This window comes from Sphingobium aromaticiconvertens (genome assembly GCF_037154075.1).
In the GTDB taxonomy this organism is placed as follows: Bacteria; Pseudomonadota; Alphaproteobacteria; order Sphingomonadales; family Sphingomonadaceae; genus Sphingobium; species Sphingobium aromaticiconvertens.
Map to the genome: position 1 here is coordinate 14,950 of NZ_JBANRJ010000006.1, position 12,540 is coordinate 27,489.

The 12,540-nt window shown below is 62.9% G+C and carries 12 protein-coding genes and 1 pseudogene; 9 read left to right on the top strand and 4 right to left on the bottom strand.

The genetic code is table 11. From position 1 onward, the window contains the following. Nucleotides 1-10 precede the first annotated feature (10 nt). Nucleotides 11-2,701 (bottom strand): HAD-IC family P-type ATPase, encoded by a 2,691-nt coding sequence (locus WFR25_RS26290; protein WP_336975267.1) that lies wholly within the window; start codon nt 2,699-2,701, stop codon nt 11-13. 475 nt (nt 2,702-3,176) lie between these two features. Here WFR25_RS26290 and ccoN point away from each other — a divergent pair, with 475 nt between their 5' ends. From ccoN to WFR25_RS26335, 9 genes are all read left to right on the top strand, one after another. After that, nucleotides 3,177-4,823: a cytochrome-c oxidase, cbb3-type subunit I gene (ccoN, locus tag WFR25_RS26295; RefSeq protein ID WP_419723231.1), complete on the top strand. Its 1,647-nt coding sequence runs from the start codon at nt 3,177-3,179 to the stop codon at nt 4,821-4,823. Nucleotides 4,824-4,829: 6 nt separating this feature from the next. Further along, on the top strand, nt 4,830-5,555 hold the full coding sequence (gene ccoO / locus WFR25_RS26300; RefSeq protein WP_336975269.1) for a cytochrome-c oxidase, cbb3-type subunit II: 726 nt from the start codon (nt 4,830-4,832) through the stop codon (nt 5,553-5,555). Between the two features lie 7 nt (nt 5,556-5,562). Continuing rightward, complete coding sequence (locus WFR25_RS26305; RefSeq protein ID WP_336975270.1) at nt 5,563-5,733, top strand: CcoQ/FixQ family Cbb3-type cytochrome c oxidase assembly chaperone; 171 nt, start codon at nt 5,563-5,565, stop codon at nt 5,731-5,733. Beyond that, nucleotides 5,724-6,602, top strand: coding sequence for a cytochrome-c oxidase, cbb3-type subunit III (gene ccoP, locus WFR25_RS26310; protein ID WP_096062686.1), 879 nt, complete (start codon nt 5,724-5,726; stop codon nt 6,600-6,602). The genes WFR25_RS26305 and ccoP overlap by 10 nt, the downstream gene beginning before the upstream one ends. Continuing rightward, entirely contained in the window at nt 6,599-6,787 is a 189-nt protein-coding gene (locus WFR25_RS26315; protein WP_336975271.1) for a hypothetical protein, read from the top strand. The genes ccoP and WFR25_RS26315 overlap by 4 nt, the downstream gene beginning before the upstream one ends. A 15-nt stretch (nt 6,788-6,802) precedes the next feature. Continuing rightward, nucleotides 6,803-7,588 (top strand): DUF2189 domain-containing protein, encoded by a 786-nt coding sequence (locus WFR25_RS26320; protein WP_336975272.1) that lies wholly within the window; start codon nt 6,803-6,805, stop codon nt 7,586-7,588. Further along, nucleotides 7,554-9,791: a cation-translocating P-type ATPase gene (locus WFR25_RS26325; protein WP_336975273.1), complete on the top strand. Its 2,238-nt coding sequence runs from the start codon at nt 7,554-7,556 to the stop codon at nt 9,789-9,791. Before WFR25_RS26320 ends, WFR25_RS26325 begins: the two co-directional genes overlap by 35 nt. Continuing rightward, on the top strand, nt 9,788-9,937 hold the full coding sequence (gene ccoS / locus WFR25_RS26330; RefSeq protein ID WP_096062688.1) for a cbb3-type cytochrome oxidase assembly protein CcoS: 150 nt from the start codon (nt 9,788-9,790) through the stop codon (nt 9,935-9,937). Before WFR25_RS26325 ends, ccoS begins: the two co-directional genes overlap by 4 nt. 326 nt (nt 9,938-10,263) lie before the next feature. Beyond that, a complete protein-coding gene (locus WFR25_RS26335) occupies nt 10,264-10,707 on the top strand; it encodes an Rrf2 family transcriptional regulator (RefSeq protein ID WP_096062689.1) in 444 nt (147 codons plus the stop codon). Nucleotides 10,708-10,738: 31 nt separating this feature from the next. Here the strand turns inward: WFR25_RS26335 and WFR25_RS26340 are convergent, their stop codons facing one another. The 3 genes and pseudogenes from WFR25_RS26340 to WFR25_RS26350 all read right to left on the bottom strand — a co-directional run bounded on the left by WFR25_RS26340 (nt 10,739) and on the right by WFR25_RS26350 (nt 12,307). Beyond that, nucleotides 10,739-11,389, bottom strand: coding sequence for an NAD(P)H-dependent oxidoreductase (locus tag WFR25_RS26340; protein WP_336975274.1), 651 nt, complete (start codon nt 11,387-11,389; stop codon nt 10,739-10,741). A gap of 150 nt (nt 11,390-11,539) precedes the next feature. Then, a pseudogene (locus WFR25_RS26345) lies at nt 11,540-11,698 on the bottom strand (5-aminolevulinate synthase); the annotation flags it as partial. A 33-nt stretch (nt 11,699-11,731) separates the two neighbouring features. Continuing rightward, the gene (locus WFR25_RS26350; protein ID WP_336975275.1) at nt 11,732-12,307 is read right to left on the bottom strand and encodes a hypothetical protein; all 576 of its coding nucleotides are present in this window, start codon (nt 12,305-12,307) and stop codon (nt 11,732-11,734) included. Between the last annotated feature and the right edge of the window lie 233 nt (nt 12,308-12,540).

Consider the following 12,540-nt stretch of genomic DNA (forward strand, 5'->3'; position numbering starts at 1 on the left):
TTTTGTCCTCCTAGTCGTTGAGTTCCTTGAACCAGCCCAAGCGCCGCATGACGTGCTTCTCGACCTCGAGCAGGAGCATGAGGCCGCCGCCGGCAAGCACAAGCAGCGCGAGGTCGGCCATGGTGAGCGGTCGCGAGTTAAAGATCGCGTTCATGAACGGGGCGTAGGTGAAGAGCGCCTGGCCAAGGACCAGGATGGTTATCGCGATCAGGATGGCTGGGGTTCCCAAGGCACCGCGCCACGTCAGCGACGTCATGTGCAGATAGCGGACGTTGAAGAGGTAGAAGATTTCCGCAACGATGAACATGTTGACGACCATCGTGCGCGCGACCTCCAGACCCCGGCCCTGGTCGAGGGTGTAGAAGAAGATTCCGAGAGTGACCGCGGCGAACAGCACGGACACCAGCACCACGCGCCAAAGGAGGAACGGCGAAAGCAGCGGGGCGCCCCGCTCCCGTGGCTGCCGCTGCATCACCCCTGGTTCGGTTGGCTCGAAGGCGAGCACGAGGCCCAGCGTGGCGGCGAGGATGAGGTTGACCCAGAGGATCTGGGTGGCCGTCATGGGCAGGGCAAAGCCCAGCAGGATCGCCAGAACGACCGCCAGCGTCTCACCGCCATTGGTGGGAATTTCCCAGGAAATGACCTTCCGGATGTTGTCATGGACTGTTCGGCCCTCGCACACGGCGCTGACGATCGATGCGAAATTGTCGTCGAGGAGCACCATCGAGGCGGCTTCCTTGGATGCTTCGGTGCCCTTGATACCCATCGCCACACCCACATCGGCCTGCTTGAGCGAGGGGGCATCGTTCACGCCGTCGCCCGTCATGGCGACGATCTTGCCCTGCGCCTGCAGGGCGCGAACGATGCGCAGCTTGTGCTCCGGACTGGTCCGCGCGAACACGGCGACGCGTCCGACGGCCTGTTCGAGTTCCTCGTCGGAGAGCTTATCGAGATCGAGGCCGGTCAACACCTGCGGATCGTCCGCAAGGTCCAGTTGGCGCGCGATTGCCAGCGCCGTCACAGCATGATCGCCGGTGATCATCTTGACGGCGATGCCAGCGGATCGGCACTCGGCGATGGCCTCCTTCGCTTCGAGCCGGGGCGGATCGATGAAGCCGACAAGGCCGAGTAGCTGGACGCCGGCCATGACGTCGTCGAACGAGATGCGCTCTGCATCCGTCGGCATGGTCTTCGCCGCGAACGCGAGGACACGTTCGCCCTCGCTTCCGGCTTCGGTGATGGCGCTTTCCCAATAGCCGATGTCGTCGGGCGAGGTCATCGCGAAAATGGCCTCGGGCGCGCCCTTGACGAAGAGGACCATCGCCCCGTCAGGCCCACGGCACAGCGTCGCCATGAACCGATGCGCGGCGTCGAAGGGAATCTCGTCGATCCGCTCCCATTCCGTGCGCTCGCGTTCCGGATCGACGGCCGCCTTGATCGCCAGCGCGAAGAGCGCGCCCTCAATCGGGTCACCCTCGACACGCCATTCCTCGCCGACCTTGCGCAGCGATGCATCGTTGCACAGCAATCCGCAGCGGATCAGCGGCATCGAACTCGCCATCGCCTCGGTCTGGTCGCCGGGTCCGACGATCTGGATATGGCCCTCGGGGACATAGCCGGATCCGCTCGCGATCATGGTATGCCGCCCCGTGACGATCCGGCGTGCTGTCATTTCGTTGCGGGTGAGCGTGCCGGTCTTGTCGGTGCATATCACCGACGTCGCGCCGAGGGTTTCCACCGCCGGAAGCTTGCGAATGACGGCATTGCGGACCGCCATGCGCCGCACGCCGATCGCGAGCGTGATGGTGATGACCGCCGGCAGCCCTTCCGGCACGATCCCCACGGCAAGCGCCACCACGGCAATCAGCGCGTCGATCCAGTCGTAGTTTCGCGCGAGCACGGCGAAGGCGAACAGGGCCAGACCACCGGCGAGAACGAACCAGGTGAAGCGGCGGGCGAAATCGTCGATCTGCTTCAGCAGCGGCGTCGCAGTCTGCTCGACGGACTGGATCAGGGAGCTGATCCGACCGATCTGCGTATGCAAACCCGTTGCGACCGCAATTCCGTTCGCCTGGCCTGCCGCGACCAGGGTGCCGGAGAAAGCCATGTTCTGCCGGTCGGCAAGCTCGGTCTCGTCGGGGAGCGCCGCTTCATGCTTCTCGGCGGCTACGGATTCGCCGGTGAGGAGCGCTTCGTCGATAAGCAGCCGTCGGGCGTGGAGAAGCCTGAGATCGGCCGGGACGCGGTCGCCGGCCTCAATCAGCACGAGGTCGCCGGGCACGATCTCGGAGACCGCGATGGTTTGCCGCACCCCGTCGCGGACGACGCTCGCCTTCGGCGCGATCAGCTGCTGGATCGCTTCCAGCGCCTGTTCGGCCTTTCCTTCCTGGATATATCCGATGACCGCGTTCACGATCACGACGGCAACGATGACGGCACCATCAACGATGTGGTCGAGCAGCGCGGCGGCAAGCGCGCCGACGAGCAGGACATAGATCAACGTGTTATTGAACTGTGCCAGAAAACGCAGCAGCGGATTGCGGCGCGCGGTCCTCGGAAGCACATTCGGCCCGAACCGGTTCGCCTGACGATTGACCTCCTGCCCCGAAAGGCCTGTGAGGTCGATGCCAAGTACCGTGGCGATCTCGTTGCTCGGTAACGCATGCCAGCGCACTTCTTCCAAATCGATGGGCGCCGACATCTAGTGGTCAGAACGCAACGGATGAGTCCCGTGAATGCACCGCGAATACGGCGGATTTCTGCCATCTCTGGTGAGATCCATCCGTCTGAATCTATCCACTCTCAGCCTCCTTCAGATAGGTCCGGACCATGGGAGTCGGGCACATGGAAACGGGCCGGACCCCGCTGCGCTCCGACGTCCTCCGGTTTGATCGATAATTGTGGCCAACTAGCTGGAATTCCCGGGTGGGCCGCAATCCGGTTATATCCGTAGAGACGCCGCTGCCTGCAGCCGATAGGTTGGGATTTAGAATGGGCGAATGTATGTCGGCCCCAGTGAGCAAGGTGCTTTGCAACGCCTCATGAACCACCTTATGGCACCGCTCCGCTTGCAGGCGCATGGTCACCTGCGCCCTACTCCGCGATCCAAAAAGAGGTATGAATTATGCCTCTTTAATGCTAGCCGATGATACCTGCTGAGGGGAGGGACTCGGAGCGTGGTTTCAGGACTCACTGTAAGCGAGCGCCATTGGAGCATGGCAATCCTTGTCGTGCTCGCCGCCGTCGGATTGGCGATGGCGGCGGCAGGAGCCGGGCGCGCGGACCCGATGCAGGCGCACGGCTTCATCGTGCTGCTGTTCAGCCTCGGATTCCTGTGCGTGCTGTTGAACGGCTATTTCGCGCCCGAACCGTCCGAGACGCGGCTGGAAAGCTATTATGACGATCCAAGCAAGGCGGGAATCGTCATCGCCATGGCTTGGGCCGTGTTCGCGATGTTCATCGGCGACTGGGTAGCGTGGCTTCTCGCCTTCCCGGATTTGACCTTCGACGCCGCATGGTCAAGCTTCGGACGCTTGCGCCCCGTCCATACCACCGGCATTATTTTCGGCTTTGGCGGCAACGCCCTGATCGCCACGTCCTTTCACGTCATGCAGCGCACGTCCCGCGCGCGCATGCCGGACCAGTTCAGTCCCTGGTTCGTGCTGATCGGCTACAACCTGTTCTGCCTCCTGGCGGTGACCGGCTATTTCATGGGCATCACCCAGTCGAAGGAATATGCGGAGCCCGAATGGTATGCCGATATCTGGCTGGTCATCGTCTGGGTGACATATCTTCTGCTCTATCTGCGCACGCTGGCGCGGCGCAAGGAACCGCACATCTACGTCGCCAATTGGTACTATCTCGCGTTCATTCTGGTCGTCGCGATCCTGCACATCGTCAACAACCTTGCGGTTCCGGCGTCATTCGCCGGCGCGAAGAGCTATTCGGCCTTTTCTGGCGTGCAGGATGCGATGACGCAATGGTGGTACGGCCATAACGCCGTCGCCTTCTTCCTGACCGCCGGCTTCCTGGGCATGCTCTATTATTATCTGCCCAAGCGCGCTGGACGGCCGATCTATTCCTACCGCATGTCGATCATCGGCTTCTGGGGGATCACCTTCTTCTATATGTGGGCGGGTTCCCACCACCTGCACTACACCGCTTTGCCGCAATGGGTGCAGACGCTGGGCATGACCTTCTCGGTCATGCTGCTCGTGCCGTCCTGGATCGCAGCCGCCAATGCGCTGCTCACACTCAACGGCGCCTGGCACAAGGTCCGCGACGATGCGACGCTGCGCTTCATGATGATGGCCGCGGTGTTCTACGGGCTCTCGACATTCGAGGGATCGTTCATGGCGATCCGCTCGGTCAACGCGCTGTCGCATTATACCGACTGGACGATCGGGCACGTCCATGCCGGCGCGATGGGCTGGGTCGCGCTCATCACCTTCGGGTCGATCTACGCCGTCGTCCCGTGGCTGTGGAAGCGCGAGCGCATGTATTCCCCCGCGCTTGTCGAGGTCCACTTCTGGCTCGCGCTCGCTGGAACCCTGATCTACGTTTTCGCAATGTGGAACTCAGGCATCATCCAGGGCCTGATGTGGCGGACCTACAACGACAGCGGCACGCTAACCTACTCGTTCCTCGACAGCATGGTGGCGATGCACCCCTATTACGTGGCGCGCGCGATCGGGGGCCTCCTCTTCCTGATCGGAGCGATCGTCGGCTGCTACAATATCTGGATGACGATCCGCCGGCCGTCGGGCGCACCCGCCCCCTCGGACGACGCCCCCCTCCCCGCCAACCTCCAGCCCGCGGAATAAGCGCCGATGTTCGGAACCCATTACCGGATTGAACGCAAGTCCATCGCGCTGGCCGTGGCGATCATGGTCGTCGCGAGCATCGGCGGGCTGATCGAGATCGCGCCGCTGTTCACCATCGACGATACGGTCGAGAGCGACCCCGACATGCGCGTCTATACGCCGCTGGAGCTTGCCGGCCGCAACATCTACATCCGCGAAGGCTGCTATGCCTGCCACTCGCAGATGATCCGCACCTTGCAGGACGAGGTCGAGCGCTATGGGCCTTACTCGCTCGCGGTCGAATCCCAATACGACCATCCGATGCTCTGGGGCTCAAAGCGAACGGGGCCTGACCTCGCGCGGATCGGGGGCAAATATTCGGACCAGTGGCACACAGCGCACCTTAAAAATCCGCGCGACGTCGTCCCCCAGTCGATCATGCCGCGCTACAATTGGCTGAGCGAGAGCCAACTGCACGCCAAGCATCTCGGCGATGACCTGCGCGCACTCCGTGCCGTCGGCGTGCCCTATACCGATGAGATGATCGAGAATGCGCCGGCCGATGCGGTCGCGCAGGCCTCGCCCGATGACGATACGGCGGGTCTCGTCAAGCGTTACGGCGAGGCGACGCAGGTCCGCTCCTTTGATGGTGACAAGCGCACGATTTCCGAGATGGATGCGCTCGTCGCCTATCTCCAGATCCTCGGTAAACTCAGCGACGCCGCGCATCAGCCGCCGGCGCTGAAGGAGTAGGGCTGACATGGATATCGAGCATCACACGCTGGTCGGCTTCGCCAAGTCCTTCGGCCTTCTCTATCTGCTCGCAATGGCGGCCGTCGCACTGCTCTACGCCTGCTGGCCCGCCAACAAGAAGCGGTTCGACAAGGCGGCGCGCGACATCATCGAAGACGAGGACAAGCCGTGGCTGTAGGTGAACGCGACCCCCATAGCGGGCACATGACCACCGGCCACGAGTGGAACGGGATCAAGGAACTCAACACCCCGGTCCCCAAGGCGGTCTGGCTTTCCCTTATCGTGACGGTGATCTTTTCGGTCGGCTACTGGATCCTCATGCCGGCATGGCCGCTGGGCAAGACCTATACGCGGGGCCTGCTCGATAACGATCAGAAGGAGATCGTCGCCAAGCGGGTCAGCGCGGCCGCGGAGGCGAGGCTCGGCTGGATGCGGCAGGTCGAGACTATGAGCTACGACCAGATCAAGGCCGATCCAAAGCTGATCGCCCATGTGCGTGAGGACGGCCATCGCTTGTTCGGTGATAATTGCGCAGCTTGTCACGGAATGAACGCGACGGGCAATCCCGGTTTCCCCAATCTCGTCGACGGGGATTGGCTGTGGGGCGGCTCTCCCGATGCAATCGCCCATACGATTGCCGTGGGCATCAACAGTCCGGCGAGCAAGGACACCCGCATCGGCCAGATGATGGCATTCGGCAAGGACGACATTCTCGACAATGATGCGGTTCTCGCGGTCACCGATTATGTGAAGACCTTGTCGGACCCGGCCTGGGCGAAAGGCAAGGCGGTGTCTGTCGCCCAAGGCCGGGAGGTTTTCGCCGTGAACTGCGTTATCTGCCACGGGGAGCAGGGACGCGGCAATCCAGAAGTCGGCGCACCGAACCTGACGGACCAGAACTGGGTCTATGGTGGCGACATCGGCGCGATCTACCAGACGATTCATGAGGGGCGACAGGGCGAGATGCCCGCCTGGGAGCATCGCCTGAACCCAGTCGATCGCAAGATCCTGACCGTCTACCTACTCGACAAAGGGCCCCAGCCATGAGGCTCCCCCGTTCGCGCAGTTTCTATATCACGCTGGCGATTGCGGCGCTGGGCGTCATCCTGCTCGCGAACGCGCATCTGGTCTACGTCGCATCGACCTCGCAGCCCCAATGTGTTGTCCATGTGAAGTCTGACGGATCGGCGCATGCGGCAGGCGTGTTCGGTGCAGCCAAATCGTCATGCTGACCTGATCGGGAGAAGATGATGACCACGATCCCGCCCGTCGTTCCACCGCTCCCGATCGAACAGCGCTATGCGCGCGACCTGGCGCCGGGTGCCCCGTTCGCGTGGTTGCGGGAGGGCTGGCGCGATCTTGTCACTCGCCCGGGGCCCAGCCTCCTCTACGGCATCTTCGTCTTCCTGCTCTCGGCCGGCATCGTTGCCGGGCTGATCTGGCTCGCTTTGGATTATGCCCTGTTCCCTGCGATCGCCGGTTTCCTGGTCTTCGCCCCGGCGCTGGCGATCGGCCTCTATGACAAGAGCCGGGCGCTTGAACTCGGCGAACCGGTGTCGCTGCGGCACATGCTGCTACCTCATGCACGCGCCGGCGGGCAGGTCCTGTTCACAGGCGCTCTCCTGTGCGGGGTGATGCTGCTCTGGATGCGCGCGGCGGTGATCATCTACGCGCTGTTCTTCGGCGTCCGGCCATTTCCTGGCATCGATCACATCGCGCCGATGTTGTTCACCTCATCGACCGGGATCACCATGCTCGTCGTGGGAACGCTGGTTGGCGGCCTGTTCGCGGCATTCTCCTTCGCGATCTCTGCCTTCTCCATTCCCATGATGCTCGACAAGCGGGTGGACGCCTTGACCGCCATGGGCACAAGCTGGGCGCTGGTCTGGAACAATCTACCTGTCATGCTGATCTGGGGCACCCTCGTGCTTGCCTTGTTCCTGATATCGGCCGCGACAGGCTTTGTCGGACTGATCATCGTCTTCCCGTGGCTGGGCCATGCCACCTGGCACGCGTATCGCGCTGTCCGGTGACGTCGTGACCGGAGCGTTCGCCCTCACCCGGTTGTCGGCCGATGAGCTCATCCTCGCAAGCCGGGAGATCAATACCGGCCTGCGGCAGACGGATCTGTCGGTTCCCGGCATCAGCTGCGGTGGTTGCATTCGGAAGATCGAGGAGGCGCTGGGGGTGCTTCCGGGCGTCACGCGCGCGCGCGTCAACCTCTCGACCAAGCGGGTTGCGGTAGATTGGCGCGAGAATGAGGGGCCGCCCCCGCTCGGAGAAGCGCTCACCAGGCTCGGCTATGACGGCTTTCTTTACGAGACGCACGACGACGCGAAGGATCCGCAACTCGCGGCCCTGATCCGGGCGCTAGCAGTTGCGGGCTTCGCCGCGATGAACATCATGGGGCTCTCGATATCGGTCTGGTCGGGAGCTGCGGGCGAGACCCGGGATCTGTTCCACTGGCTGTCCGCAGCGATTGCGCTGCCGACGCTCGCCTATTCGGGACGAGTGTTCTTCAAATCGGCATGGCAGGCGCTGCGCCATGGGCAGACAAACATGGACGTGCCGATATCGATCGGCGTGCTGCTCGCCTTTGCAATGAGCCTCTACGACACGATCTTGAGCCAGCCCCATGCCTATTTCGATGCGGCCGTGTCGTTGCTCTTCTTCCTGCTCATCGGGCGAACCCTCGACTATGTGATGCGCGAGAAGACGCGATCCGCGGTAAAAGGGCTAGGTCGCCTCGCGGCCTACGGGGCCACCGTTGTAACCCCTGACGGCAGGCGAACCTATCTGCCGACGGCAGAGCTTGAACCGGGTATGACGATCCTCCTTCGGGCCGGCGACCGCATCCCCGTCGATGCCGTCGTGCTCGAAGGCCGATCCGACATCGATGCATCGCTGGCGACAGGCGAGAGCGTGCCGCAACCCGTCACTCCTGGCGCCAGCCTGCGCGCGGGAACGCTCAACCTGACCGGGCCGCTCACAATTCGCGCCGCCGCTGCATCGAGGGACAGCTTCCTCGCCGAGATGGTGCGGCTCATGGAGGCGGCAGAAGGCGGCCGCTCCCATTTCCGCCGTGTCGCGGACCGTGCGGCGCGCCTCTACGCACCCTTGGTCCACAGCGCGGCGCTTCTCAGCTTCCTGGGATGGATGCTGGCGGCGGGCGATTGGCATCACGCGGTGACCATCGCGGTTGCGGTCCTGATCATCACATGCCCCTGCGCCCTGGGGCTGGCGGTCCCGATGGTCCAGGTCGTGGCTGCGCGCGCGCTGTTCGAGCATGGCATCATGGTGAAGGATGGCTCGGCGATGGAACGCCTGGTCGAGATCGATACGGTGATATTCGACAAGACGGGAACGCTGACCCGTGGGCGTCCCGGCCTTCGCCGCGACATTACCGTTGATGAAGCCCATCTCGCAATCGCGGCGCAAATCGGCGCGCACTCCCATCATCCTTACGCAAAGGCGCTGGCCGCGGCAGCCACCCCCGCCGACATTGCGTTCGATGCCGTCGCCGAACATGCCGGGCTCGGGCTTGAAGCCCGGATCGGCGAGGATGTCTGGCGGTTGGGACGCGGTGAATGGGCGCTCGGCCAGACTACCGTCCAGAGCTGTGCCGGCACCGTGCTGGCCTGCAACGGCAAGCTCGCGCAATCCTTCGCATTCGAGGACGAGCTACGCTCCGGCGCAGCTGCGACGATCTCCGCGCTTCGCAGCGGTGGTTACGCCCTCGAGATCATGTCGGGCGACACGCCGGCCGCCGTGATGCCGGTTGCAGAAGAGCTCGGGATCGAGCGGGTCCAGGCAGGCCTCCTGCCTCATGAGAAAGCCGCTCACTTGCAAACGCTGGCCAAGACCGGACATAAGGCCTTGATGGTCGGTGACGGCCTGAACGATGCGCCTGCACTGGTCGCCGCCCATGTCTCGATCGCTCCCGGAAGCGCGGCCGATGTCGGCAGGCAGGCCGCCGACTTCGTCTTCCTCCGGTCCGATCTCGAAAGCGTCCCCTTCACCATCGGGATCGCGCGGAAAGCAGACCTGTTGATCCGCCAGAATTTCGCATTTGCAGCTCTCTACAATGTCGTCGCGCTGCCGGCCGCCATCGCCGGCTATGTCACGCCGCTGGTCGCCGCCCTGGCGATGTCAGGATCGTCAATCCTCGTCGTCGCGAATGCCTTGCGCCTCAACCCGCGCCTGGCACGCGGGGGGCGAACGGGCGACAGCATATGAACGTCCTGTGGTACTTGATCCCGATCTCGCTCGCTCTCGGCGCGCTGGGCCTCGCCCTGTTCTTCTGGGCGCTCAAGAGCGGGCAATATGAAGACGTCGCCGGCGCAGCGGAGCGCATCCTGAACGATGAGGATCGGCCGCTTTGACAGCGACATGCGGATAGCAACGCGAAGGAGGCGCGCGAACCATGTGTTCGTCGCTGTCCAGCTCGTGTGCATCGTGCGGATTGCAGCCGGGTTGATGGACGATTGGCTTGGATGGCGAGCGGTGGCAGCCACCGGATGGCTTATTGCCTTCCTTCCCTGAATCCTTTGGACTGCGCGGATATATACATCACCTCGAATAGACGGACGGCCCGGCTAGCGCGCAATCTCACCGGCACGGCGCTCGGTCCACCGGGGGCAGGATCGAACTTAACATGTCTCCGGCATACCGGTATAGACGTTATTGATGTTCCTCTCAGGAGAGATGTGTGCGGCTCACCCGCTACACGGATTATTCGCTCAGGGTCTTGATCCACCTGGCGCTCAACGACGATCGCCTATGTTCGATCGGAGAGATTTCGCGCACTTATGACGTATCCCACAACCACCTGATGAAGGTCGTGAACGCACTGGCGCATGATGGCTTTATTGAGACCGTGCGAGGCCGCGCAGGCGGCATGCGCCTTGCTCGGCCGGCGGATGCTATCACCGTCGGCGAGGTCGTCCGCAGGACCGAGGAAGGATTCCAGCTCGCGGATTGCTCTGGTTGCGCGCTGTCGCCGGCGTGTGGCCTGACGGGCGTCCTTGCCCGGGGAATGCAGGCGATGATGGCTGTATTCGACTCTTATTCGATCGCCGACCTGCTGACCGACAAGGATACCATGCGCCGGTTGATCAATCGTGAGTCCCCGCTCGGTATCGGGATGCACTGAAGGGATCCATCAGTCACCCGATCTCGAGCGGTCAGCTTTCCGACTTCGCTCTTACGCGATCCCATCGATCCGCGTTTGCTTCAGCGCAGACCCGGTCCGCGAAATCCTGGACTTCGCGGAGGCGGGCAGCAGCTCGTTGCTCGCCCATGTTCTGGGTGATCGCGTCGAGATGAAGACGATAGGTGGCGTGCGCCCCGAATACCTCCGCAATGTAGGTGTCGAAGAGAGTGTGAAGTGCGCTCGGCACCCCCTTCTCATTCAGCCAGGGCGTGCTTGAAGAGGACGTGGAGATCTGCACCAGGCGGACATTTGCCAACGGCTTCGGATCGTCAGCCTCGGGTCCAAAGCCGATCCCGCTCCCAACGACACGCTCAAGGTAACCTTTGAGCATCGCCGGGGGCGTGCCGAACCATACCGGATAAACGAAGGTGAGAACGTCCAGTTGCTCAAGACGCTCCCGCTCCGCGATGTTCTGAGGCAGGGGGGTATAGCCCTCCTTTCCCGGCTGCTCATTGGCCCGCAACACCGGGTCGAAATTCTCACGGTAAAGATCACGCAAATCGCAGCTTTGATGGTGATGCTGGGCGCGCTCCTGCCAGCAGCGGGCGATCGCGCCGCAGAAGCTGTCCGGCTGTGGGTGCGAGAGAACCACAAGATGGTGGACGGGCAGAGGAGAACCCATCGTTCGGCTCCAACAGATCGTATTGAGGATCAAACTCCCGGCGAGGCAATGGGTTCTCAAAATGCTTACATTGCGTTGCGAGAGAGCGACCGCGGGGATACTTCAGATCAGGCTGCCAAATGCATATCCAACCGATTCCAGATCTCGACCAAGGCGCGTCGTGAAGATAAAACCCGGTGCATAGCTGCGGATCACGTCAACGATCCGCTGATCGGCGGCGATATCGCTGCCCATGACGCCGATCGCCTTGGCGAGTGTTCTCTCGATAACCGACAGGCGCATCCCGAGCCCTCGGCCGGCGTGACCCGCCCAGTCGCAGGCCCTGGCCTCCCGTAGGATCAATTAGCCGAAGGCCAGCGCGCCTTGCTGCGGTAGCTTGACGGCTGGCAAGGATCGGCCGGCCTGAAGCAGCTTTCGTACGATCGGCGATAGCGTGTAGACGGCCTGGCGTTGACCACCTCGATTGTGATGATCGACGCAGTAGCCCTGATAATGACGGTGGAGCATGCCGGCGCGGACGAGGTCGGACACCGCGCGGCTGACATTGGTCTTGCCCGAGGCACGAACCCGGGCGCGGACCTCGCTGTCAATCTCCCGCGCCGCCTCCTGGGGGTCTGCCGGCAATATCCCCGCGTCGGCCATTTCCTCGCGGACCCGGGCGGCAAGCGCCATCCTGCGAGGGTAGCCGCTTCCCATCGGGGCGAGCGCGTCACAAAGCCATTCCCGGATCGGGATCGCGGAACCGTCGTGAATGACCAGGGGGCCTGCGCTGCCATTGGGACCCGCGACCTTCGCGATTAGGTCGAGGATCATGTAGGCGTAGCGAGGCCGCGTCGAGCATTGCGCGAGCAGTTCTACGAGACCGGGCATATCAAGCGGCCCGGCATCAAGATCGGCTTTAAGGCTGGTCTGGAGCATGGAAGAATCATGCACAGGTAGAACGAAAAGTGAATCCCTCCATTCCAGTCCGGATGACATTTGTCAGCTATGACACTTTATCCTCGGGCAAAGTGTCATAGGCGCTCGTTTAGGGTGCATGGCGGCGGCACGCTCTCCGCCCCAATCGGCGCGCCAGCGAAGAGCCGTTTCCTTCCTGCGGCTAGACCCCCAGGCCGGATGAAGAGAGGCGAAAGCAGCCCGGAATGATGAAA

Excerpts from the sequence above, each read along its gene's own strand:
- WFR25_RS26290 (WP_336975267.1), bottom strand. The coding sequence starts at position 2,701 with ATGTCGGCGCCCATCGATTTGGAAGAAGTGCGCTGGCATGCGTTACCG.
- ccoO (WP_336975269.1), top strand. The coding sequence starts at position 4,830 with ATGTTCGGAACCCATTACCGGATTGAACGCAAGTCCATCGCGCTGGCC.
- WFR25_RS26305 (WP_336975270.1), top strand. The coding sequence starts at position 5,563 with ATGGATATCGAGCATCACACGCTGGTCGGCTTCGCCAAGTCCTTCGGC.
- WFR25_RS26315 (WP_336975271.1), top strand. The coding sequence starts at position 6,599 with ATGAGGCTCCCCCGTTCGCGCAGTTTCTATATCACGCTGGCGATTGCG.
- WFR25_RS26320 (WP_336975272.1), top strand. The coding sequence starts at position 6,803 with ATGATGACCACGATCCCGCCCGTCGTTCCACCGCTCCCGATCGAACAG.
- WFR25_RS26325 (WP_336975273.1), top strand. The coding sequence starts at position 7,554 with ATGCCACCTGGCACGCGTATCGCGCTGTCCGGTGACGTCGTGACCGGA.
- ccoS (WP_096062688.1), top strand. The coding sequence starts at position 9,788 with ATGAACGTCCTGTGGTACTTGATCCCGATCTCGCTCGCTCTCGGCGCG.
- WFR25_RS26340 (WP_336975274.1), bottom strand. The coding sequence starts at position 11,389 with ATGGGTTCTCCTCTGCCCGTCCACCATCTTGTGGTTCTCTCGCACCCA.
- WFR25_RS26350 (WP_336975275.1), bottom strand. The coding sequence starts at position 12,307 with ATGCTCCAGACCAGCCTTAAAGCCGATCTTGATGCCGGGCCGCTTGAT.